The 23997-nt window shown below is 72.1% G+C and carries 17 protein-coding genes; 15 read left to right on the plus strand and 2 right to left on the minus strand.

Translation table 11 applies throughout. The features are described from left to right. Positions 1-29 precede the first annotated feature (29 nt). The 10 genes from AC2RP6_RS26085 to galE all read left to right on the plus strand — a co-directional run bounded on the left by AC2RP6_RS26085 (position 30) and on the right by galE (position 15057). Positions 30-1550 carry a CYTH and CHAD domain-containing protein gene (locus AC2RP6_RS26085; RefSeq protein ID WP_486448391.1) on the plus strand — a complete coding sequence of 507 codons (1521 nt, stop codon included), beginning with the start codon at positions 30-32 and terminating at the stop codon, positions 1548-1550. 73 nt (positions 1551-1623) lie between these two features. Then, positions 1624-3549, plus strand: a complete 1926-nt coding sequence (locus AC2RP6_RS26090; RefSeq protein WP_486448392.1) for a TIGR03960 family B12-binding radical SAM protein — start codon at positions 1624-1626, stop codon at positions 3547-3549. Between the two features lie 83 nt (positions 3550-3632). Beyond that, positions 3633-4718 carry a hypothetical protein gene (locus AC2RP6_RS26095; protein WP_486448393.1) on the plus strand — a complete coding sequence of 362 codons (1086 nt, stop codon included), beginning with the start codon at positions 3633-3635 and terminating at the stop codon, positions 4716-4718. A gap of 110 nt (positions 4719-4828) precedes the next feature. Further along, positions 4829-5608 carry a TIGR03936 family radical SAM-associated protein gene (locus AC2RP6_RS26100; RefSeq protein ID WP_486450451.1) on the plus strand — a complete coding sequence of 260 codons (780 nt, stop codon included), beginning with the start codon at positions 4829-4831 and terminating at the stop codon, positions 5606-5608. A gap of 235 nt (positions 5609-5843) precedes the next feature. Beyond that, positions 5844-9806, plus strand: a complete 3963-nt coding sequence (locus AC2RP6_RS26105) for an Rne/Rng family ribonuclease (protein WP_486448394.1) — start codon at positions 5844-5846, stop codon at positions 9804-9806. A gap of 275 nt (positions 9807-10081) precedes the next feature. After that, positions 10082-10402 carry a 50S ribosomal protein L21 gene (rplU, locus tag AC2RP6_RS26110; protein WP_015033583.1) on the plus strand — a complete coding sequence of 107 codons (321 nt, stop codon included), beginning with the start codon at positions 10082-10084 and terminating at the stop codon, positions 10400-10402. Positions 10403-10415: 13 nt separating this feature from the next. Next, positions 10416-10670: a 50S ribosomal protein L27 gene (gene rpmA, locus AC2RP6_RS26115; protein WP_030027134.1), complete on the plus strand. Its 255-nt coding sequence runs from the start codon at positions 10416-10418 to the stop codon at positions 10668-10670. A gap of 178 nt (positions 10671-10848) precedes the next feature. Beyond that, a complete protein-coding gene (obgE, locus tag AC2RP6_RS26120) occupies positions 10849-12294 on the plus strand; it encodes a GTPase ObgE (RefSeq protein ID WP_486448395.1) in 1446 nt (481 codons plus the stop codon). 70 nt (positions 12295-12364) lie between these two features. After that, positions 12365-13981 (plus strand): glycosyltransferase family 2 protein, encoded by a 1617-nt coding sequence (locus tag AC2RP6_RS26125; protein WP_486448396.1) that lies wholly within the window; start codon positions 12365-12367, stop codon positions 13979-13981. A 62-nt stretch (positions 13982-14043) separates the two neighbouring features. Then, positions 14044-15057 (plus strand): UDP-glucose 4-epimerase GalE, encoded by a 1014-nt coding sequence (gene galE / locus AC2RP6_RS26130; RefSeq protein WP_486448397.1) that lies wholly within the window; start codon positions 14044-14046, stop codon positions 15055-15057. Between the two features lie 94 nt (positions 15058-15151). On the opposite strand, the gene AC2RP6_RS26135 is transcribed toward galE, so the two are convergent. Both AC2RP6_RS26135 and AC2RP6_RS26140 read right to left on the minus strand, forming a co-directional pair. Further along, positions 15152-16300, minus strand: a complete 1149-nt coding sequence (locus AC2RP6_RS26135) for a glycosyltransferase (RefSeq protein ID WP_486448398.1) — start codon at positions 16298-16300, stop codon at positions 15152-15154. After that, a complete protein-coding gene (locus AC2RP6_RS26140) occupies positions 16297-19176 on the minus strand; it encodes a bifunctional glycosyltransferase/CDP-glycerol:glycerophosphate glycerophosphotransferase (RefSeq protein WP_486448399.1) in 2880 nt (959 codons plus the stop codon). The genes AC2RP6_RS26135 and AC2RP6_RS26140 overlap by 4 nt, the downstream gene beginning before the upstream one ends. A gap of 178 nt (positions 19177-19354) precedes the next feature. Between AC2RP6_RS26140 and AC2RP6_RS26145 the strand changes: the two genes are divergently transcribed. The 5 genes from AC2RP6_RS26145 (at position 19355) to AC2RP6_RS26165 (ending at position 23954) form a co-directional block, all read left to right on the plus strand. After that, positions 19355-20353 carry a glycosyltransferase family 2 protein gene (locus tag AC2RP6_RS26145; protein WP_486448400.1) on the plus strand — a complete coding sequence of 333 codons (999 nt, stop codon included), beginning with the start codon at positions 19355-19357 and terminating at the stop codon, positions 20351-20353. Next, a complete protein-coding gene (locus tag AC2RP6_RS26150) occupies positions 20350-20787 on the plus strand; it encodes a GtrA family protein (RefSeq protein WP_486448401.1) in 438 nt (145 codons plus the stop codon). Before AC2RP6_RS26145 ends, AC2RP6_RS26150 begins: the two co-directional genes overlap by 4 nt. A 77-nt stretch (positions 20788-20864) precedes the next feature. After that, complete coding sequence (gene proB, locus AC2RP6_RS26155; RefSeq protein ID WP_486448402.1) at positions 20865-21992, plus strand: glutamate 5-kinase; 1128 nt, start codon at positions 20865-20867, stop codon at positions 21990-21992. 105 nt (positions 21993-22097) lie between these two features. Further along, complete coding sequence (locus AC2RP6_RS26160; RefSeq protein WP_486450452.1) at positions 22098-22499, plus strand: hypothetical protein; 402 nt, start codon at positions 22098-22100, stop codon at positions 22497-22499. A gap of 159 nt (positions 22500-22658) precedes the next feature. Then, positions 22659-23954, plus strand: a complete 1296-nt coding sequence (locus AC2RP6_RS26165; RefSeq protein WP_486448403.1) for a glutamate-5-semialdehyde dehydrogenase — start codon at positions 22659-22661, stop codon at positions 23952-23954. Positions 23955-23997: the final 43 nt, after the last annotated feature.

Raw genomic sequence — 23997 nt, forward strand, 5'->3', positions numbered from 1 at the left:
CGTGTCCCGTTCAGGACTAAGTTCGGTACATGGCGGACACAAAGCGCGAGATCGAGCGGAAATTCGAGTTCTCCAAGGCCAAGACTGCCCGGCGCGGGGTGCCGGACCTGACGGGGACGGCCGCCATCGCGGCCGTCTCCGACCAGGGCACCGTCGACCTCGACGCCGTCTACTACGACACCCCCGACCAGCGGCTCGCCGCCGACGGTCTCACCCTCCGGCGCAGAACGGGCGGCAAGGACGAGGGCTGGCACCTCAAACTGCCCGTCTCCCCGGGCGTGCGCGACGAGGTCGGCGCCGCGCTCAGCGACACCGTCCCGCCCGCCCTCGCCGCCCTCGTCCGCTCCCGCGTCCGCGACGCCGCACTCCGCCCGCAGGTCCGGCTGGTCTCCTCGCGCCGGGTCAGCCACCTCCTCGACGCCGACGGCGCGCTCCTCGCGGAACTGAGCACCGACGAGGTCGTCGCCGAACGCGGCGACGCCACCGCCGGCTGGACCGAGGTCGAGGTGGAACTCGCCGACGGCGTCGACCCCGACCTCCTCGACGCCGTCGAGAAGGCCTTCCGCAAAGCCGGCCTCAAGGTGTCCGACGCCCCCTCCAAACTCGCCAGGGCCCTCGCCGAGACCGACGCCGCGCCCCCCGCCCGGCCCGCCGGCGCGCGCCCCGACGGCACCGCCGGCGCGCACGTCGTCGCGTACCTGACCGAGCAGCGCGACGCCCTCGTCGCCCAGGACCCGGCCGTACGACGCGACCTGCCGGACTCCGTCCACCAGATGCGCGTCGCCACCCGCCGCCTGCGCAGCGCCTTGAAGACCTACCGCAAGGTCCTGGACCGCGACGTCACCGACCCCGTCGGCGAGGAGCTGCGCTGGCTGGCCGCCGAACTCGGCGTCGACCGCGACCAGGAAGTCCTCATGGAGCGGCTCCAGGACCACCTCGCCGCCCTGCCCCGCACCCTCCTCACCGGTCCGGTCCGCAGCCGGCTGCGGACCTGGAACACCAGCCGGCGCTCCGCATCGCGGCGCCGGGCCCTGGCCGCACTCGACAGCGACCGCTACGTCGCCCTCCTCGACGCGCTCGACGCCGTGCTGGACGCGCCCCCGCTGCTCGACGGCGCCGCCAAGTCCCCGGCGAAGGTCCTCGCCAAGGCGGTCCTCCGCGACTACGCCCGCCTCTCCACCCGCATCGACGGCGCGCTCGCCCTCGACGAGGGCCGGGAACGGGACCTGGCCCTCCACGAGGCCCGCAAGGCCGCCAAGCGCGTCCGGTACGCCGCGGAGTCGGCCGAGCCCCAGCTCGGCAAACCGGCGAAACACCTGGCCAAGGCCGTGAAGAAGGTCCAGACCCTGCTCGGCGACCACCAGGACAGCGTGGTCGCGCGCGACGCCCTGCGTGGCCTCGCCGCCCAGGCGACGGAGGCGGGCGAGCCCGCCTTCACCTGGGGTCTGCTCTACGGCCGCGAGGAGGCCCTGGCCGAGCGGCGCGAACGGGAACTGCCCGACGTCTGGGCGAAGGCCTCGGCCCCCGCCCTGCGGACGGCACTGAAGTGATCACGCGGTGGGGGGCGGCTGAGCCATCGGGGTACGCTAGATAGCTGCCCCCTGCCCGCTTCACGAAAGTCGCGTGATGACCGAGTCGGTCTTCCCTCAGCTTGAGGCCCTGCTTCCGCACGTGCAGAAGCCCATCCAGTACGTCGGCGGTGAACTCAACTCCACGGTCAAGCCGTGGGAGAGCTGCGACGTCCGCTGGGCGCTCATGTACCCGGACGCATACGAAGTCGGGCTGCCCAACCAGGGCGTCATGATCCTGTACGAGGTGCTCAACGAGCGCGAGGGCGTCCTCGCCGAGCGCACCTACAGCGTGTGGCCCGACCTCGAAGAGCTGATGCGCGAGCACGACGTGCCGCAGTTCACCGTGGACAGCCACCGCCCGGTCTCCGCCTTCGACGTGTTCGGCCTGTCCTTCTCCACGGAGCTGGGCTACACCAACATGCTCACGGCGCTGGACCTCGCCGGCATCCCGCTGGAGGCCCGCAACCGCACCGTCGACCACCCGATCGTCCTCGCGGGCGGCCACGCGGCCTTCAACCCCGAGCCGATCGCGGAGTTCATCGACTGCGCGGTCATCGGCGACGGCGAGCAGGCCGTCCTCGACATGACCGACATCATCCGCGCCTGGAAGGCCGAGGGCAGGCCGGGCGGGCGCGAAGAGGTCCTGCTGCGCCTCGCCAAGACGGGCAACGTCTACGTGCCCGGCTTCTACGACGTGGAGTACCTCCCGGACGGCCGCATCGGCCGCGTCGTCCCGAACCGCTCCGGCGTGCCGTGGCGCGTGTCCAAGCACACCGTCATGGACCTCGACGAGTGGCCGTACCCCAAGCAGCCCCTGGTCCCGCTCGCGGAGACCGTCCACGAGCGCATGTCCGTGGAGATCTTCCGCGGGTGCACCCGCGGCTGCCGTTTCTGCCAGGCCGGCATGATCACGCGCCCCGTGCGGGAGCGAAGCATCACCGGCATCGGCGAGATGGTGGAGAAGGGCCTCAAGGCCACGGGCTTCGAAGAGGTCGGTCTCCTCTCGCTCTCCTCGGCGGACCACACGGAGATCGCCGACATCGCCAAGGGCCTCGCCGACCGCTACTCGGACGACAAGGTGGGCCTCTCCCTGCCGTCGACCCGCGTGGACGCCTTCAACGTGGACCTGGCCAACGAGCTGACCCGCAACGGTCGCCGCTCCGGCCTGACCTTCGCCCCCGAGGGCGGCTCCGAACGCATGCGCAAGGTCATCAACAAGATGGTCTCGGAGGAGGACCTCATCCGGACCGTCGCCACCGCCTACGGCAACGGCTGGCGCCAGGTGAAGCTGTACTTCATGTGCGGCCTGCCCACCGAGACCGACGAGGACGTGCTCCAGATCGGCGACATGGCGGTCAACGTCATCGCCAAGGGCCGCGAGGTCTCCGGCCAGAACGACATCCGCTGCACGGTGTCGATCGGCGGGTTCGTGCCCAAGCCGCACACCCCGTTCCAGTGGGCGCCGCAGCTGTCGGCCGAGGAGACGGACGCCCGCCTGGGCAAGCTCCGCGACAAGATCCGCGGCGACAAGAAGTACGGCCGCTCCATCGGCTTCCGCTACCACGACGGCAAGCCGGGCATCGTCGAGGGTCTCCTCTCCCGCGGCGACCGCCGCATCGGCGACGTCATCCGCGCCGTCTACGAGTCGGGCGGCCGCTTCGACGGCTGGCGCGAGCACTTCAGCTACGACCGCTGGATGCAGGCCGCGGAGAAGACCCTGCCCGCCTACGGAGTGGACGTGGCCTGGTACACCACCCGCGAGCGCACCTACGAAGAGGTCCTGCCCTGGGACCACCTGGACTCCGGTCTCGACAAGGACTGGCTCTGGGAGGACTGGCAGGACGCCCTCGACGAGACCGAGGTCGACGACTGCCGCTGGACCCCGTGCTTCGACTGCGGCGTGTGTCCCCAGATGCAGACCGAGATCCAGATCGGCCCCACCGGCAAGAAGCTGCTGCCGCTGTCGGTCGTGAAGTAACCGGCCCGCCGGTCACGTAACCCTTGGGTCACGAGAGGCCCCCGCCCGCAACGGGCGGGGGCCTCCCTCGTGTCCTCCACGGCATGGACATGGACAAACGGCCTCCCGCCGACGGCGGTGACGGGTGCCTGGTGGGCGTCATCAGGATCCCCGTGAAGATCGTCGCCGTACTCGTCGTACTGCCCGTACGAGTGGTCTGGGAACTGCTGGTCGCCGCGGCCCGCGCCGTGCACCGGCACGTCCTCGGGCCGCTGTACGCCCATGTCCTCGAACCCCTGCTGCGTGCGCTGGGGTGGCTGCTGACCGTCCTGCTCAAGCTGCTCCTCGTCTGGCCGTGGGTCGGGCTGTGGCGGTACGTGCTCGTCCCGGTCGGGCAGGGACTGGCGTGGCTGTGCCGCGGGACGTACGACCACCTGCTCGCGCCGGCCGGGCAGTTCCTGATTGCCTGCCTGCTGCGTCCGCTCGGGGCGGCGCTGGCCTGGATCGGCCGGGGCGGCATGCGCTACCTGCTGGCGCCCCTCGCCAAGGGCGTGACCCGGATCGGGTGGGCGCTCGGCATGACGCTGTTCGTCTGGCCGTGGGTCGCGCTGTGGCGGTACGTGCTCGCGCCCGTCGGCCGCGGGACCGCATGGCTGGCCGCGGCGGCGTACCGCCACGTCCTCACCCCCGTCGGGCACGGGCTCCTGTGGCTCGCGGTGGCCGTGTTCCGGTACCTGCTGCGGCCGGTCGGGCTGGGTCTCGCACGGCTCGTCGTCGCCGTGTACCGGTACCTGCTGCGGCCCGTCGGGCTCGGTGCGGCATGGCTGGCCGCCGCCCTGTACCGGTACGTCCTCACCCCGCTCGGGAAGGTCCTCGCCTGGGCCTGGCACGTGGCCGGGCTGATCGTCTCCGCCGTGTGGCGCGGGTTCAAGCGGGTCTGCTGGGTGCTGGTCGGATGGCCCGCCGCGCAGGTCTACCGGCACGTCCTCACCCCGGCCGGACACGCCGTGCGCGAGGTGTGGCGGACCGCCCGCGCAGCCGTCCGCGAGGCACGGGCGACCGTGCGCCGTGCGCTCTTCGGGACTCCTCCCGTGGAACCGACGAGGTCACGGGCGCGTACTCTGGGTAGTACGACAGCCGCCGACGCGGCACCCGCAGACGAGATCTCCCTGCCCCGACGGCAGGGGTGAGCCGGAGCGGGTCGACAGACCTCAGGGCGAAGCGCGAGCCGCGGAGCCCCGCACAAGGAGAAGAACCACTGGGCAAGCGACAGCCCGAAGGCCCGCCTCCCGCACCGGTGGTGCAGCGCATCCGACTGCGCTACACCAAGCGCGGCCGCCTCCGGTTCACCAGCCACCGCGACTTCCAGCGCGCTTTCGAGCGGGCCCTGCGCCGTGCCGAGGTGCCGATGGCGTACTCGGCCGGCTTCACCCCGCACCCGCGCGTCAGCTACGCGAACGCCGCCCCGACCGGGACCGGCAGCGAGGCCGAGTACCTGGAGATCGGTCTCGCGGCCCCCCGCGACCCCGAGACCCTCCGCAAACTGCTCGACGAGTCCATGCCGTCCGGCCTCGACATCATCGATGCCGTCGAGGCCCGCACCTCCGGGCTCGCGGACCGGCTGACCGCCTCCGTGTGGGAGCTGCGACTCGACGGCGTGGACCTCGCCGAGGCCGAGCGGGCGGTGGAGGTCTTCCTCGCCGCCGAGACCGTCGAGGTGCAGCGCAAGACCAAGAACGGCGTGCGGACCTTCGACACCCGCGGCGCGGTCGTCAGCCTCGAAGCGCTTCCCGCGCCGGCTGATAGGCCGCTGGACAATGCTTGTGCGATACTGCGGCTGGTTGTTCGGCATCTGACACCTGCCGTGCGACCCGACGACGTCCTGTCCGGTCTCCGAGCTGTGGCCGACCTGGCGCCGCCGGTCCCCTCTGCGGTGACCAGGCTGGCGCAGGGGCTCTTCGACGAGGAGTCCGGCACGGTGACCGACCCGCTCGCGCCCGACCGCGAGGCAGACACGGCCGCCCCACCCACGGTCGCCGTGACCGCCGACGCGAAGGCGCCGGAAGGTCCCGCCGCGTAAGGACCGTCGTCGTCGCGCAGCCCTGGCACTCGGGAGCCACCTGGGTCGGGCCGCGTACAGACCTGAAGACTTCCGCCAGGCCGTACGGACCAACACGTACGGAACCGGCGGCCATGGACTACAGCTCCCGTGTGGCGAACGCGCCCCGGAGGCCGGCCCCGCGTCATCGCGCGGAGCCGTGCCGGACCGGAAGTCAGCCGCGGCGCCCGGGAGCGTGACGGGAGAACCGCCCGCAATGCTCAACAACGAAAACGACACCACCCCCGCCGGCGCCGACAGCGGCAGCCCCAGCGACAACCTGCCCCCGCGCAGGCGTCGCCGCGCCGCGTCCCGGCCGGCCGGTCCGCCCGGCGGCGCCGCGACCGCGGCCGCCGAGGTGACTGCGGTGGCCGAGCCCGCCCCCGCCGAGGAGGCCGCTCCGGCCGCCGCCCCCGCCCGTCCCCGCCGCCGCGCGACCCGCGCCGTCGCCGCTCCGAAGACCCAGGCCGTCGAGGCCGTCGTCGAGACCCCCGCCGCCGAGGCTCCGGCCGTTGCCGAGGCCGCTCCCGCGCCGGTCGTCGAGGAGGCCCCGGCCGCTCCGGCTCCGCGTACCCGCCGTCGTGCCACCCGTGCGGTGGCCGCTCCGGCCGCTGAGGCTGCTGCCGAGGTTCCGGTCGTGGAGGCTCCGGCCGTTGCCGAGGCCGCTCCCGCGCCGGTCGTCGAGGAGGCCCCGGCCGCTCCGGCTCCGCGTACCCGCCGTCGTGCCACCCGTGCGGTGGCCGCTCCGGCCGCTGAGGCTGCTGCCGAGGTTCCGGTCGTGGAGGCTCCGGCCGTTGCCGAGGCCGCTCCCGCGCCGGTCGTCGAGGAGGCCCCGGCCGCTCCGGCTCCGCGTACCCGCCGTCGTGCCACCCGCGCCGTCGCCGCCCCGGCCGTCGAGACCCCGGCCGCCGAGACGGTCGCCGAGCCCGTTCCCGCCGTCGCGGAGGAGGCCCCCAAGGCCGCCGCCCGCGCCGTGACCGTGGCCGACGCCGTGGACGCCCCGAAGCGCGGCCGCCGCCGCGCCACCCGTTCCACCACCGCGCCCGCCGCCGCGCAGCAGCCCGCCGCTGCCGCCGAGCCCGAGGCCGCCGAGGCGCCCGCCGCCCCGGCCCGCGCCCGCCGCGCGGTCCGCCCCGCCGTGGCCGTCTTCCAGGCACCGGTCTTCACCGAGCCGATGTTCCAGACCCCCGAGACCGCCGCCATGGCCGCCGCTGCCGCCGCCGCGAGCGAGGCCGAGGAGGTCGAGGAGGAAGAGGAGACCGAGGCCGCCGCGCCCGTCGAGGCCGCGCAGCCCACCGGCCGCCGCCGTCGCCGTGGCCGTGGCGCCGCGGAGACCGCGCCGGTCTCGCTGCCCGAGGTGCTCGCCGAGGAGGAGCCGGAGGCCGCGGCCGCCGAGTCCGAGGACGAGTCCGCCGAGGCCGCCGACTTCGAGGACGGCGACGAGTCGGGCGAGCGCCCCTCGCGCCGCCGCCGCCGCGGTGGCCGTCGCCGCCGTCGCGGTGAGGCCGCCGACCTCGACGAGTCCGCCGAGGAGGAGACCGAGCCCGAGGCCGCCGAGCAGGAGTCCGACGAGGAAGAGGAGGAGGAGACCGAAGAGGAAGCCCTCGGTTCCACCTCCAGCCGCCGTCGTCGCCGTCGCCGTCGCCGCAGCGGCGACACCGGTACCGACGCCGCCGACACCGGCGACGAGGACGGTGTGCGCACCGTCGTCAAGGTCCGCGAGCCGCGCCCGGCGCGCGAGAAGGCCGAGCCGTCCGACGAGGTCCAGTCCATCAAGGGCTCGACCCGTCTGGAGGCGAAGAAGCAGCGCCGCCGCGAGGGCCGCGAGCAGGGCCGCCGCCGCGTCCCGATCATCACCGAGGCCGAGTTCCTGGCCCGCCGTGAGGCCGTCGAGCGCGTGATGGTCGTCCGCCAGTCCGGCGAGCGCACCCAGATCGGCGTCCTCGAGGACAACGTGCTCGTCGAGCACTACGTCAACAAGGAAGAGGCCACCTCGTACGTCGGCAACGTCTACCTGGGCAAGGTCCAGAACGTGCTGCCGTCGATGGAGGCCGCGTTCATCGACATCGGCAAGGGCCGCAACGCCGTCCTGTACGCCGGTGAGGTCAACTTCGAGGCGCTCGGCATGGCCAACGGGCCGCGCCGCATCGAGTCCGCCCTGAAGTCCGGCCAGTCGGTCCTGGTGCAGGTCACCAAGGACCCGATCGGCCACAAGGGCGCCCGCCTGACCAGCCAGGTCTCGCTGCCCGGCCGCTACCTGGTCTACGTGCCCGAGGGGTCCATGACCGGCATCAGCCGCAAGCTGCCCGACACCGAGCGCGCGCGTCTGAAGACCATCCTCAAGAAGATCGTCCCCGAGGACGCGGGCGTCATCGTGCGCACCGCCGCCGAGGGCGCGAGCGAGGACGAGCTGCGCCGCGACGTCGAGCGTCTGCAGGCCCAGTGGGAGGACATCCAGAAGAAGTCGAAGCAGATCACGACGTCTTCGCCGTCCCTGCTGTACGGCGAGCCGGACATGACCGTCCGCGTCGTGCGCGACATCTTCAACGAGGACTTCTCGAAGGTCATCGTCAGCGGCGAGGGCGCCTGGGAGACCATCCACGGCTACGTCTCGCACGTCGCCCCGGACCTGGCCGACCGGCTGCAGCGCTGGACCTCCGAGGTCGACGTCTTCGCGACGTACCGGATCGACGAGCAGCTCGCCAAGGCGCTCGACCGCAAGGTGTGGCTGCCCTCGGGCGGTTCGCTTGTGATCGACAAGACCGAGGCGATGATCGTCATCGACGTCAACACCGGCAAGTTCACCGGTCAGGGCGGCAACCTCGAGGAGACCGTCACCAGGAACAACCTGGAGGCGGCCGAGGAGATCGTCCGCCAGCTGCGGCTGCGCGACCTCGGCGGCATCGTGGTCATCGACTTCATCGACATGGTCCTGGAGTCCAACCGCGACCTGGTCCTGCGGCGCATGCTGGAGTGCCTGGGCCGTGACCGCACGAAGCACCAGGTCGCCGAGGTCACCTCGCTGGGCCTGGTCCAGATGACCCGCAAGCGGGTCGGCCAGGGTCTGCTGGAGTCCTTCTCCGAGACCTGTGTCCACTGCAACGGCCGCGGCGTCATCGTCCACATGGAGTCCCCGGCCGCGATCGGCGGCGGTGGCAACGGCAAGCGCTCCAAGCGCCGTGGCGGCCGTGGCGAGTTCGACCAGCACGAGCACGAGGTCGAGACCGTCGAGACCCCGGAGGCGGAGACCTTCGAGTCCGAGGCCGAGGTCGCCGCCGAGGTCGCGGCGCCCAAGGCGCTGCCCGAGCCGGAGTTCGCCGCGGGCGAGGAGCTGTACGGCTCCGCCGCCGAGGCGGAGGCCGCCGCGGGTCTGAGCGGGCGCCGCAACCGTCGCCGTGCCACCCGCAAGGCGACCGCTCCGGCGGGTGCCCCGCGGCGCGAGGCCGCTCCGGCCCCGGCCCCCGTGGCCGAGGTCGTCGCCGAGCCGGTGACCGAGCCCGCCGACACCGTCCTGGAGCCGGCCACCGAGGTCGTCACCGAGGCCGTGGAGGCCGCGGAGTCGGTCGAGGCCACCCCCGTCGCCCCGGTCGAGGAGGCCGCGCCGAAGGGCCGTACCCGGCGCCGTGCGACCCGTAAGGCCACCGCGCCGACGGTCGCCGCCGAGCAGGCCCCGGAGCCGGTCGTCGTGGCCGAGCCGGAGCCGGCCCCGGCCCCCGAGCCGGTCGTCGTCGAGGCCCCGGAGCCGGTCGTCGAGTCCGAGCCGGTCGCCGCGGCCGAGGAGGCTCCGGTGGCGGAGGCCGCGCCGGCCCGTCCGCGCCGCCGTGCCACCCGTAAGGCCACCGCACCGGCCGGTTCCCCGGCGGGCGCGGCGGAGGCCGCCGTGGTGGTCGTCGAGGCCCCGGTGACCGAGTCGGCCGCCCCGGCCGAGGAAGCCGTCCCGGCCGAGGAGTCCGCTCCCGCCGATGAGGCCGCACCGGCGAAGAAGGCCGCCAAGAAGGCTCCGGCCAAGAAGGCGACCGCGGCGAAGAAGGCCCCGGCCAAGAAGGCGGCGGCCGCCAAGAAGACGGTGGCCAAGAAGGCGGCCACGACGAAGAAGACCGCGACGAAGCGGGCGACGAAGAAGACCGCGGCGGCGGAGCAGCAGGCCGCCCCGACCGTCTCGGCTCCGGCCGAAGCCTGATCCGTCACGTGACCGTGGGCCCCGCCGCTCGGCGGGGCCCACGGCCGTGCGGGACCCGGTTTGACCCTCCGGAACCGGCCCCGTAACCTAGACCGTCGGCGTGTCCTGTACGAATCCGTTCAGCGCGCGTCGAGCTCCTGAGCACCTTCCTCCGGCTTCCGGCGCGCGAGCGCTGTGCGGGAGAGGCCGCTCGTCCAATCCGGATCAGCGTGGGCCCCGGCCCGCCTGAGCGGCTGGCTTCAGGAGCATCCGTCCCGAGTGAGAGAGAGATCCGCGTGTACGCCATCGTGCGCAGCGGTGGTCGCCAGCACAAGGTTGCTGTCGGCGACATCGTTGAGGTTGACAAGATTTCCACTGCCAAGGTTGGCGACACGGTCGAGCTCTCGACCCTGCTCGTTGTCGACGGCGACGCCGTGACCAGCGACCCGTGGGTCCTGGCCGGTATCAAGGTCACGGCCGAGGTCGTGGACCACCACAAGGGCGCCAAGATCGACATCCTGCGCTACAAGAACAAGACCGGCTACCGCCGTCGCCAGGGTCACCGCCAGCAGTACACGGCGATCAAGGTCACCGGTATCCCCGCGGCTGCGAAGTAAGAGGGACTGAGACATGGCACACAAGAAGGGCGCATCGTCCACCCGGAACGGGCGCGACTCCAATGCCCAGCGGCTCGGCGTGAAGCGCTTCGGCGGTCAGGTCGTCTCCGCCGGCGAGATCCTCGTCCGCCAGCGCGGCACCCACTTCCACCCGGGCTCGGGTGTCGGTCGTGGTGGCGACGACACGCTGTTCGCGCTGCAGGCCGGTGCCGTGCAGTTCGGCACGCACCGTGGCCGCAAGGTCGTCAACATCGTTCCGGCCGCCTGATCCAGCTTCGGCTGATCGAGCGTTCGTAACTTCCCGAGGGCGGATCTCAGCTCTTCCCGGCTCAGGCCGGGAAGAGAGGTCCGCCCTCGGCGCGTTGTCACATAGACACGTTTAATGGGCAGCAAGGCCTGCCACCGGATCTTTCCGGACTATCCCCGCTGTATCTGGAGGAACAACCATGACCACCTTCGTGGACCGCGTCGAGCTGCACGTCGCCGCGGGTAACGGAGGCCACGGCTGCGCCTCCGTGCACCGGGAGAAGTTCAAGCCGCTCGGCGGCCCCGACGGCGGCAACGGCGGCCGCGGCGGCGACGTCATCCTGGTGGTGGAGCAGGCGATCACCACCCTGCTGGACTACCACCACAGCCCCCACCGCAAGGCCACCAACGGCAAGCCCGGCGAGGGCGGCAACCGCTCCGGCAAGGACGGCCAGGACCTGGTCCTGCCCGTGCCCGACGGCACCGTCGTCCTCGACAAGCAGGGCAACGTCCTCGCCGACCTCGTCGGCCAGGGCACCACCTACGTGGCCGCCGAGGGCGGCCGCGGCGGCCTCGGCAACGCCGCGCTCGCCTCCGCCCGCCGCAAGGCCCCCGGCTTCGCGCTCCTCGGCGTCCCCGGCACCACCAGCGACATCGTCCTGGAGCTCAAGACCGTCGCCGACGTGGCGCTGGTCGGCTTCCCGAGCGCCGGCAAGTCCTCGCTGATCTCGGTGCTCTCCTCCGCCAAGCCGAAGATCGCGGACTACCCCTTCACCACCCTCGTCCCGAACCTGGGCGTCGTCACCGCGGGCTCGACCGTCTACACGATCGCCGACGTCCCCGGCCTGATCCCCGGCGCCAGCCAGGGCCGCGGCCTGGGCCTGGAGTTCCTGCGCCACGTCGAGCGCTGCTCGGTGCTCGTGCACGTCCTGGACACGGCCACCCTGGAGACCGACCGCGACCCGATCGCCGACCTCGACGTCATCGAGGAGGAGCTGAAGCTCTACGGCGGCGGCCTGGAGAAGCGCCCGCGCCTCGTCGTCCTGAACAAGGTCGACATCCCGGACGGCCAGGAACTCGCCGACATGGTGCGCCCCGACCTGGAGGCCCGCGGCTACAAGGTCTTCGAGGTCTCCGCGGTCGCCCGTACGGGCCTGAAGGAGCTCTCCTACTTCCTCGCCGAGGTCATCGCCAAGGCCCGCGCCCGCAAGCCGAAGGAGGAGGCGACCCGCATCGTCATCCGCCCGAAGGCCGTGGACGACGCCGGGTTCACCGTCGCCTACGACGAGGCCGAGGACGTGTACGTGGTGCGCGGCGAGAAGCCGGAGCGCTGGGTCCGCCAGACCGACTTCAACAACGACGAGGCCGTCGGCTACCTGGCCGACCGCCTCAACCGCCTCGGTGTCGAGGACGCGCTCAAGAAGGCCGGTGCGCGCGCCGGTGACGGCGTCGCCATCGGTTCCGACGAGAACGCGGTCGTCTTCGACTGGGAGCCGACCATGATGGCCGGAGCCGAGATGCTGGGCCGCCGCGGTGAGGACCACCGCATGGAGGCGCCGCGTCCGGCCACCCAGCGCCGCAAGGAGAAGGAAGCCCGGCGCGGGGACTCGGCGCAGCAGGAGTACGACGAATTCCGGCCGTTCTAGTCCACTCCCGAGGGAAAGGGACCCGGAGGGTTTGAAGGCACTTTTATCTCGGTCGCCTAGGATCCTCCGGGTGAACAGCAGCAACCTCCCCACCGTTTCCGTCGTGGTGATCGCGTACAACGACGCCGGGCTCGTGGGCGAGGCCGTCTCCTCGGCCCTCGCCCAGGGCCCGGTGGTCGCCGAGGTCATCGCGGTGAACGACGCCTCGTCCGACGGCACCGCGCGGGTGCTGGACGAACTGGCCTCCGTCCACCCCCGCCTCAAGGTCGTGCACCGGACGGAGAACAGCGGCGGGTGCGGAACCCCGCGCAACGACGGGATCGCCGTGGCCTCCGGCCGGTACGTGCTCTTCCTCGACAGCGACGACATCCTGCCACCGGGCGCGGCGGACGCCCTGGTGCGCACCGCGGAGGAGCACCGCGCGCCGGTGACCGTCGGCGCGGCCGTGCGGCGCGAGCTGCCCCAGCACCACGACGTGCCGTGGATGCCCGGTCTGTACACCCCCGGCGACGTCATCGAGCGCCCGGAGGACCGGCCCGAGCTCGTCCGCGACACCCTTTGCGTCAACAAGCTCTACGAGCGCGCCTTCCTGGAGGAGCACGGCCTGCGCTTCCCCGACGGCCGGTTCGTCTACGAGGACTTCGCCTTCACGGCCCGCGTCCTCGCCGCCGCCCCGCGCATCGCCGTCACCGGCGAGCTCGTCTACGTGTGGCACGTGCGCCGCAGCGCCGCCCAGGTGTCGATCTCCCTGGACCGCAAGGACGTCGGGAACTGGCGCTCGCGCATCGAGGCCCACCGCACGGCGGCCCGTACCCTGGCCGCGGCCTCCCCGGTACTCGGCAGCGCCTGCCACGTGAAGTTCCTCGCATACGACCTGCCCATGTACCTGCGCGAGATCGGTGCGGACCCCGACTACCGGGCGGCCTGGTGGACCCTCACCCGCGAGTACGTCGACACCTTCGCGGAGGCGGACGTCGAGGCCGCCGCGGCCACCGCCCGCTGGATCGTGCGGGTGCTGCGCGCCACCGCGACCCCGCCCGCCGACATCGAGCGGCTGTCCCGGCTGGCCGCGCAGCCGCCGCGGCTGCTGCCCCCGTACGCCGTCGGACCCTCCGGCGAGCCGGTGTGGAGCGAGGAGCTCCCCGTCGAGCTCGACGGCCTGACCACGCTGCCGGTCGACGAGCTGCCCGTCACCGTCGACGCCGAACCGGCCGGCCGCGGCGCCGTGCGGATCCGCGTGCACGACCTCTACGGACGCCTCGCCGAGGCCGGTCCGCAGACCGCACGGCTGAGCTTCATGCCGCGTGCGGGCGGCGAGCCGGTCCTCGCGCGCCCGGTCGAGCTGCAGCCCGACCGGAGCGGAGGCTGGCTGGCGGTACTGCCCTTCCGCCTCGCTGACCTGGCCGTCACCGGCCGCCGCCAGGGACTGCGCAGGATGCAGGCCTGGAACGTCGGGGTGGGCGTGCAGTGTGCCGACGGGAGCTCGGTGTTCACCTCCCTGCGCCCCCGGGGCCGGCTGCTCCGCCGTCGGGCCCTGCCGAGCAGCCGGTACGGTGTTCTGCTGGCGCAGCCCTACCGGACGGGGGCCGGCGCCCTCGCGCTGCGCCTCGCGCCCGGCGCCGAGGGTGCCCTCTACCTCGTACGCAACCGCCTCCACCGGGCCCGGGCGGCCCGGGGGGCGGGCTGAGAACGGATGCGCCCCGCTGCGCTTCGCCCACCGAAGTCGGACAGGACCAAGGAGATATGCACATGACGTTTCTGATCACCGGTGGCGCCGGTTACATCGGCGCGCACGTCGTCCGCGCGATGCTGCTCGCGGGGGAGAAGGTCGTCGTCCTCGACGACCTCTCCACGGGCAACGAGGACCGTGTCCCGGAGGGCGTACCGCTGGTGGTCGGCTCGGTCCTGGACCGGCTGGTGCTGGAGAAGACCCTCCGCGAGCACAAGATCACGGGCGTGGTGCACCTGGCGGGCAAGAAGCAGGTCGGCGAGTCCGTCGAGAAGCCGCTGTACTACTACCACGAGAACGTGCAGGGCCTCACGGTCCTGCTCCAGGCCGTGGCCGACGCGGGCGTGCGCAACTTCCTCTTCTCCTCCTCCGCGTCCGTGTACGGCATGCCCGACGTGGACCTGGTCACGGAGGACACCCCGTGCGCGCCGCTGAGCCCGTACGGCGAGACCAAGCTGGCCGGTGAGTGGCTGGTGCGCGCCGCGGGCAGGGCGCACGGCATCTCCACCGCGTGCCTGCGCTACTTCAACGTGGCGGGCGCCGCGACCCCCGAGCTCGCGGACACCGGCGTCTTCAACCTGGTCCCGATGGTGTTCGAGCGCTACGACGCCGGCCTGGGCGCCAAGATCTTCGGTGACGACTACCCGACGCCGGACGGCACCTGCATCCGCGACTACATCCACGTCGAGGACCTGGCGGAGGCGCACGTGGCGGCCGCCCGCAAGCTGGCCGAGTGGGCCGCGGCCGAGGACTACAAGGACCTGACCGTCAACATCGGGCGCGGCGAGGGCGTTTCGGTCGCCGAGATGGTCGAGCTGCTGAACAAGGGCACCGGGCACGACCTCGCCCCGGAGATCAGCCCGCGCCGGCCCGGCGACCCGGCGAAGGTCGTGGCCTCCGCAGACAAGATCAACACGGTGCTGGGCTGGGCGGCCCGTCACGACGTCAGCGAGATGGTCACCTCCGCGTGGGCGGGCTGGGAGGCCAACAAGGTGGCCCGCCAGGACGCGCACCGCGACGTCCACAAGGCCTGAGGCCCGACGACCCCTCGGGTCGCATGACGCGGCCGCCCGCCCCGGGAAGGTCCGGGGCGGGCGGCCGCGTCTTGTCCGGTGCGGGGGAGGGCCGTCAGCGCTCCAGGAAGGAGAACAGCTCCTCCCAGCGGTCGGTGATCTCGGCGCTGGAGTAGCGCTTCACCGAGCGGAAGGCGTTGTCGCCGAGCCGGTCGCGCAGCTCGCCGTCGGACATCAGCTCGTGCAGGTGCCCGGCGAGCTCCATCGTGTTGCCCAGCCGGGCCAGCAGCCCGTCCTCGCCGTGCTCGACGATCTCCCGCACGCCCGGCGCGCAGTCGAAGGCGGCCACCGGCACGCCCGCCGCCATCGCCTCCAGCAGCGTGATCGGGAAGCCCTCGGCCCGCGAGGCCTGGGCGAAGACCGAGGCCCCGCGCAGCGCCCCCAGCACGTCGTCGGTGCTGCCCATCCACTCGACGGAGTCGTCGATGCCCAGGCCGGTGCAGTGCGCCCGCAGCGCCGCCTCCTCCGCGCCCGCACCGTAGATCCGCAGGACCCAGTCCGGGTGGAGCGGCGCGGCGTCCGCCCACGCGTCGAGCAGCAGGTCGACGCCCTTCTCGAAGGCGAGGCGGCCGACGCTGGCCACGACCTTGGAGGTGCGCGGGGCGGGGGTGCCGGGCATGAAGGGGATCGGGTTCGGCATGCTGCCGACGTTCTCCATGCCCGTCCGGATCCACAGGTCCGCGTCCTCGGGGGTCAGCACCAGCAGCCGGTCGACCTCCCGGTAGTGCCGGCGGACCCGCTCGCCGCGGGTCGACTTCTGGCTGGCCTCGAACGACTCGTGGCTCATGCCGACGACGGACAGCCCCTTGGTGTCGGCGAGGGCCACCCACTCCATCGCCCAGACCTGGGTGACGATGACGACCCCGCCCGGCCGGGCCCCGCGCAGCAGCTCGCTCAGCCGGTCGGCCTTGAGCCGCATCTGCGCCCGCCGGGCCGCCTGACGGCGCCGCTCGGGGGCGTTCAGCCGGCCCTTGATGCCGCGCAGCCGGCGGGCCGCCGGCGGGTGGGCGTCGTAGAGCGTGGTGGTCTCGTACGGCAGGTCCTGCGGCAGCCTCTGCCGGATCTCCTCGGCGACGGGGGCGATGCCGACGAGGTGCACCCGGTGGCCGCGTTCGGTGAACAGCCGGGCCATCTGGTGCGACCAGGTGGTCACGCCGCCGATCTCGTCGACGCTGTTGGAGACGATGAAGATGTCCCGGCTCACTTGCCGCTCCCGGTGAAGAACTTCTCGACGATCTGGCGGGCCGCGTCCCCGCGGTCGTACTCGCCGAACTCGGTGAGGAAGCGCTGCCGCGCCTCCGCGTACTTGGCGTCCGCCTCCTCGAAGGCCGCCAGTGCCTGCAGGAGTTCGTCCGCGGTGGCCACCACCGGGCCCGGGGCCTTCTCCTTCAGGTCGAAGTACGTGCCGCGGATGTCGGTGGCGTACTTCTCGTAGTCGTACGCGAAGAACACCATCGGCCGGTCCAGGACCGCGTAGTCGAACATCACCGACGAGTAGTCGGTGATCAGTCCGTCGGCGAGGGCCAGCAGCGGGGTGATGTCGTGGTGCCGGGACACGTCGACGACCCGCCCGGCCACCGACGGCGGCAGCGAGACGCTGTTGAGGTAGTGGGTCCGCACGAGCAGCGTGAAGCGGTCGCCGAGCCGGTCCGCGAACTCCTCCACGTCGAACGGGAAGGCGAAGCCCTCCACCGCGCCGTCCGCGCCCGCCCGGAAGGTCGGCGCGTACAGCAGCACCTTCTTGTCCGGGTCGATGCCCAGTTCGGCGGCGAGGGCGCCGCGGACGCGCTCGCCGCTGGCCGTCTCGGCCCGGTGCGCCTCGACGAGGGCGTCGTTGCGCGGGTAACCCGTGCGCAGCAGGACCTCGTCGCGCAGCCGGAAGCCCTTCGCGAGGGTGCGGGCGTCGTGCTCGGAGCGGATCAGGAAGTGGTCGAAGCGGTCGACGGCCGCCTGGAAGCGGGCCTGCCCGGCCCGCCCCTGCGCCTTGGTGCGCGGCTCGTGGAAGCCCATCCGCTTGAGCGCGGAGCCGTGCCAGGTCTGGATGTAGGTGGTGCCGGGGCGCTTGGCCAGGGCCAGCGGGAAGCCCTGGTTGTCGACCCAGTACTCGGCCTGGGCCAGGGCGCGCAGGTACTGCCAGCTCCACCGCTTGACCAGGGTGGCCTCCTTCGGGAAGCCGGTCGGCCGGGAGCCCGCGTACGACCAGATCGCCTCGAAGGGCGCGCCCTGGCGGACCATCTCCTCGTAGATGGCCTTCGGGCTGTCGCTGTACTGCTTGCCCATGTGGCTCTCGAAGACGACCGTGCCCTTCTTGACCGGCAGCTTCGAGAAGACCTCGTGGTAGATCCGTACCTTCTGCTCGCCCGAGCCCATGTTCCGGCGGGCCCGCAGGGCCTTGCGCAGGCCCCGCTTGACCACGCCGGCCGCCTTGCCCTGTATGGCGTTGTTGATCAGCGACTGGGTGCGGACGGCCGCGGCGCCCTCGGCGGTCAGGACGTAGGAGAGGTTGCCCTTCTTGGTCATCTCCGCGGCGAAGCGGTCGGAGACCAGACGGGTCAGCCGCGGCCGGACGCGCAGCCGGGCGGCCGAGTCCAGGTCGAGGCCGCCGACCGAGACGCGGGTGGTGATCCGCTCGCCCCCGGCGGTCAGCTTGAGGCGGACGTCCCAGACGGCGTCGATGATGCCCAAGGGGCGCACGGTGCCGCCGATGTCCGCCGTGGTGCTCCACTCGATCGTGTCACCGGCGTGGCGCACGGTTGCCACCGGGAAGCTGAAGGACCGCACGCCGACCTGCCGGCGGGCCCGGAGCTCCAGCGTGGCCTTCAGCTCCGCGTCGGCGTCGATGCGGCGCAGCGGGTTCACGACGGTGCCGGAGAGCGTGACGGTGCCGCGGCCGTCGTCCTCGTAGGAGGTGAGGCGGTTGCCCAGGGTGAGGGACGACAGGGGGGTGGTGTGGAAGCCCTGCTCGGTGACGTCCAGTATCCGGCGGGCCTCGGCGGCGTCGGAGCCGTCGATGTGCTGGGCGCACCAGTAGACGCGGCCGTCGCGCTCGGCCAGCGGGGAGGTCAGCCGACCCTTGTTGATCATGGCGTCGGCGGCCGGGAGCAGGTTGTCCCAGTCCTCCTTGCCCAGCAGGTACGCACAGATCGCCTGGAGGTGCGTGACGTGCTCGTACGCCTCCGGGTCGATGCCGGCGAGGTAGCCGTTGGCGAGGCCCGCGAACTCCTGGCGGTACTCGTCGCTCAGCAGCGGCAGGTCACGCAGGTGCAGGACCAGGTCGTGCTTGAGGAACTTGGCGTCCTTCGCGGACTTGATGTCCGTGTGGCCCTTGGCCGCCAGCAGCTCGTCGACGCGCCGGTGGATCTCCATCCGGTGCACGAAGTTGGCGATCTCGTGGCGCCGGTTGCTGATCGACTTGGCCGCGGCCTTCTCGACCACGTTCCAGAAGTACACGTGGTTGGGGATCAGCGTGATGCGCCGGGCCGCCACGTACGCCTGCGCGGAGAAGAGCAGGTCCTCGTAGTGGATGCCGACCGGGAACTCCAGGCCCTGCTCCAGCAGGAACGCGCGCCGGTAGCACTTGTTCGTGGAGAGGGTGTCGTAGACCAGCAGGTCCGGGAACTCGGTGATCGACTCCAGCGTGCGCGTGCGCGAGTAGATCCAGGGGTACCACTCGGTGGTCTTGCCCCACCGGTTGTCGAGGTGCACGCGTACGCACATGCCCGAGACCAGGTCGGAGCCGGTCCGCTCGGCGGCGGCCAGCATGTTCCGGCACGCGTTGCGCTCCAGCACGTCGTCGCTGTCGAGGAACATCACGTACGTTCCCGTGGCCTGCTGGATGCCGTGGTTGCGCGGCGCACCGCAGCCGCCGCTGTTCTGCGGCAGCTGGAAGGCGCGCACCCTCCCCGGATGCGCTGACTCGAGTTCCTGGGCGACCGCGAAGGAGCGGTCCTGGCTGCAGTCGTCGACGATCACGACCTCGACACCCTGGAGTGTCTGGTCGAGAACCGACTGGACTGCTGTCGACAGACGCTCTGCGTCGTTGTAGACGATGACGACCACGGAGACGTCGGGCACGTGCACCTCGATCCCTTCGTTTCGTTCCGCTCATTCCGCTTATCCCGTCAAAGCTACCGTGTGCCGCCCTCGGCTCAGGCAGGGCGACTCTCGGTGGACCCTCGCCGTGCATACTTCTAAGGAAGAGGTGAGAGGCGGGTCCGGTCGCCGACAATCACCCGTTCGGATCCAGCAGGAAGTGTTCATGACCAAGCTGTCCGTAGTTGTCCCTTGCTACAACGAAGAAGCCGTCATCGACAGCTTCGACGTCGAGATCCGCAGGGTCCTGGACTCCCTGCCCGTCGAGTACGAGGTCTGCTACGTCGACGACGGCAGCCGCGACGGCACCCTCGGCAAGCTCCGGAAGATCGCTGCCGAGCACGGTGAACGGACCCGCTACGTCTCCTTCAGCCGCAACTTCGGCAAGGAGGCCGGCATGCTGGCCGGCCTGCGCGAGGCCACCGGCGACGCCGTCGTGATCATGGACGCAGACCTCCAGCACCCGCCGGAGCTCATCGCGACCATGCTGGAGCACTACCGCCAGGGCCACGACCAGATCATCGCCCGCCGCACGCGCGAGGGGGACAAGAAGGTCCGCTCCGCCCTCAGCCGCCTCTACTACCGGGGCGTCAACCGCTGGGTCGACGTGGAGCTCACCGACGGCGTCGGCGACTTCCGGATGCTGTCGCGCCCGGCCGTGGACGCCCTGCTGTCGCTGCCGGAGTACAACCGCTTCTCCAAGGGCCTGTTCTCCTGGATCGGCTTCGACACCGTCCACTTCGACTACCGCAACGCGCAGCGCGAGGCCGGCGAGACCAAGTGGAAGTTCGGCTCCCTGCTGAACTACGGCATGGACGGCCTGATCTCCTTCAACAACAGGCCGCTGCGGATCGGTATCTGGTTCGGCGTGTCGCTGGTGGCGCTGACCGGCCTGTACGCGCTGTGGATCACGATCACGGCGATCACCAACGGAGTGGACTCCCCGGGCTACGTCACCCTCGTGGCCATCATCACGGGCCTGGGCGGCGTCCAGCTGATCATGCTGGGCCTCGTCGGCGAGTACATCGGTCGCATCTACTACGAGACCAAGCGCCGGCCGCACTTCCTGGTGAAGGAGTCGCACGGCTCCGAACCCCTCCCGAGGACCGCGGGCACCACCACCCCGGCGGCGGAGCCGACGATCGTGGAGCGCAGCGCCCGATGACCCGCAGGGAACAGCTCGGCCAGGTGTTCCGCTTCGCCCTGGTGGGAGCGGTCAACACCGGCACCTTCTTCGGCATCTACCTCCTCCTGCACCCCTGGATGCCGTACTTCGCCGCCTACTCGCTCGCCTTCGTGCTGGCGATGGTCGGCTCGTTCTTCATGAACACCTACTTCACCTACCGGACCCGGCCGACCTGGAAGAAGTTCCTCCTCTTCCCCCTGACCAACGTGACGAACTACGTCATCCAGTCCGCCGGCCTCTACGCCCTGGTGACGTGGGCCGGGATGGACACCCGCATCGCCCCGCTGGTCGCGGCGATCGTGGCCATCCCCTTCACCTTCCTGCTCTCCCGGAAGATCCTCGTCCCCGGCGCCGGCCGGGCCGCCGGACCGGGCGGGCGGCAGGAGCGGGCCAGGACCTCGTCCACGGTCTGAAACCCCCGAGCGGCCCCCTTCGGCCACCCCGTAGATTGAGGTGGCAGGCAGTGACGGCAAGGGGCAAGGGGAACAACGTGTCAGCGGCTAGGCAAGGTGTCGTGGACGCCCGCAGGATCGTGGTCAAGGTCGGCTCCTCCTCCTTGACCACGGCGGCCGGCGGGCTCGACGCCGACCGGGTGGACGCGCTCGTCGACGTCCTCGCCAAGGCCCGCAGCGGCGGTGAGAAGGAGATCGTCCTCGTCTCCAGCGGAGCCATCGCCGCCGGGCTCTCCCCGCTCGGCCTGCGCCGCCGCCCCAAGGACCTGGCCCGCCAGCAGGCCGCGGCCAGCGTCGGGCAGGGCCTCCTCGTCGCCCGCTACACCGCCTCCTTCGCCCGGTACGGGCTGCGCGTCGGCCAGGTGCTGCTCACCACCGACGACACCAGCCGCCGCGCCCACTACCGCAACGCCTACCGGACCCTGGACCAGCTGCTGGCCATGGGCGCCCTCCCGGTCGTCAACGAGAACGACACCGTCGCCACGGACGAGATCCGCTTCGGCGACAACGACCGGCTCGCCGCCCTCGTCGCCCACCTCGTCCGCGCGGACCTCCTCGTCCTCCTCTCCGACGTCGACGGCCTCTACGACGGCGACCCCTCCCAGCCCGGCACCACCCGCATCGACGAGGTCCGCGGACCGGAGGACATCGCGCACGTCACCATCGGCAGCGCCGGCAAGGCGGGCGTGGGCACCGGCGGCATGGTCACCAAGGTCGAGGCGGCTCGGATCGCCGCGGCCGCCGGCATCCCGGTGGTGCTCACCTCCGCGAGCCAGGCGGCCGACGCCCTGGCCGGGCGGGGGACCGGCACGTACTTCCACGCCACCGGACGCCGCAGCGCGGACCGGCTCCTCTGGCTCCAGCACGCCTCCACCCCGCAGGGCCACCTCGTCCTGGACGACGGCGCCGTCCGCGCGGTCACCGAGCGGGGCAGTTCGCTGCTGCCCGCCGGGATCGCGGCGGTCGAGGGCGACTTCGTCGCGGGCGACCCGGTGGAGCTGCGGGCGGCGGACGGCCGCGCCGTCGCCCGGGGTCTGGTCAACTTCGACGCCAAGGAACTCCCGCAGCTCCTCGGCCGCTCCACTCGCGAGCTCGCACGGGAACTCGGACCCGCGTACGAGCGGGAGGTCGTCCACCGTGACGATCTGGTCCTGCTCCAGGGCTGAGGTTCGGCAAAACCGCAGCGCGGCCGCCCGGGGACTGGTCAACTGTGAGGGGCGGAGCAGGCGGACACGCGTAGCGGAGACAGGAGGCGGCTGGTGAGACGAGCGCTGACCAGCGTCGGTACGGGGGACGGTGACGGCGGCGGGCACGAGCAGGAGCAGGACCAGGCCTCGCGCCTGTGGCACGTGACCCTGAGCGTCTCCGGCAAACCGGCCCCGCTGTCCGAGGTGAGGCGGGGACTGGAACAACTGGCACACGACCACCCGTTCCTGCTCACCAGCCGGTACGCCGACGACCACGCGGAGATCCGGTACTGGGAGGAGGCCCGCGACCTGCACGACGCCGCGGCCGTCGCCCTGCGCCTGTGGGGCGAGCACCGGTCCTCGGCGCAACTGCCGCCCTGGGAGATCGTCGGCCTGGAGGTCATCGACCGCGCCACCTACCACCTGCGCGTCGCGGAGGGCTACGGCCCGCCCCCGGCCCACCCGGTGGGCGTCCACCCGTACTGACAGCCCGGTCGGCGGGTGAGGCGCGGGTCCGGGCAGAGCCCGGGAAACGGCGCAAGGGCGAGGCGGGGAGAAGGGCCCGCGCAGCGGCGTCCCGCAGGGGCCGTCTCGCGGGATGGAAGCCCCGTCGGCCGGCTACCGGCAGGGGCTTACCCTGGCCGCATGACCTCGCTCGACGACGCCACCGCCACGGCCCCCGCCGCCTCCCCCGTCCTCGCCACGGCGCACCGCGCCCGGACCGCCGCCGCGGCCATCGCCCCACTCCCGCGGTCCGCCAAGGACGCGGCCCTGCTGGCGATCGCCGACGCGCTGGAGGCCCGTACCGCCGAGATCATCACGGCCAACGCCGTGGACACGGACAAGGCCCGCGCCGCCGGCACCAGCGAGACCGTCATCGACCGCCTCACCCTGACCCGTGAGCGCGTCGCCGCCATCGCCTCCGACGTCCGCGACGTCGCCGCCCTCCCCGACCCCGTCGGCGAGGTCGTCCGCGGCAACACCCTCCCCAACGGCATCGACATCCGCCAGATCCGGGTCCCCCTCGGCGTCGTCGGCATCATCTACGAGGCCCGCCCCAACGTCACCGTGGACGCCGCCGCCCTCTGCCTCAAGTCCGGCAACGCCGTCCTGCTGCGCGGCAGCTCCTCCGCCTACGCCTCCAACACCGCGCTCGTCGCCATCCTCCGCGACGCCGTCGAGAGCGCCGGCCTGCCCGCCGACGCGATCCAGCTCGTCCCCGGAGAGTCCCGCGACTCCGTCCGCGAGCTGATGCGCGCCCGCGGCCTCGTCGACGTACTCATCCCCCGCGGCGGTGCCTCCCTCATCAAGACCGTGGTCGAGGAGTCCACCGTCCCGGTCATCGAGACCGGTACCGGCAACTGCCACGTCTACGTCGACGCCCAGGCCGACCTCGGCATGGCCGTGGACATCCTCCTCAACTCCAAGGCCCAGCGGCCCTCCGTCTGCAACGCCGCCGAGACCCTCCTCGTCCACCGTGACATCGCCGACGCCTTCCTGCCGCGCGCCCTCGACGCGCTCGCCGAGGCCGGCGTCACCGTCCACGGCGACGAGGCCGTCCTGGCCGCCGCCGAGGGCACCAAGGCCACCGCGCTGCCCGCCACGGACGAGGACTGGGCCGCCGAGTACCTCTCCTACGACATCGCCGCCGCGGTCGTGGACTCCCTCGACGACGCCGTCACCCACATCCGCCGCTGGACCTCCGGGCACACCGAGGCGATCGTCACCACCTCGCAGGCCGCCGCGCGCCGCTTCACCCAGCTGGTCGACTCCACCACCGTCGCCGTGAATGCGTCCACCCGGTTCACCGACGGTGGTCAGTTCGGCTTCGGCGCCGAGATCGGCATCTCCACGCAGAAGCTGCACGCCCGCGGCCCGATGGGGCTTCCGGAGCTCACCTCCACCAAGTACATCGTCACCGGCGACGGTCACGTCCGGTAGTCGAATCACCCACCGGGGGTGGCCGGAATTCGGCGGACACCCT

The organism is Streptomyces sp. WAC03905 (genome assembly GCF_057371075.1).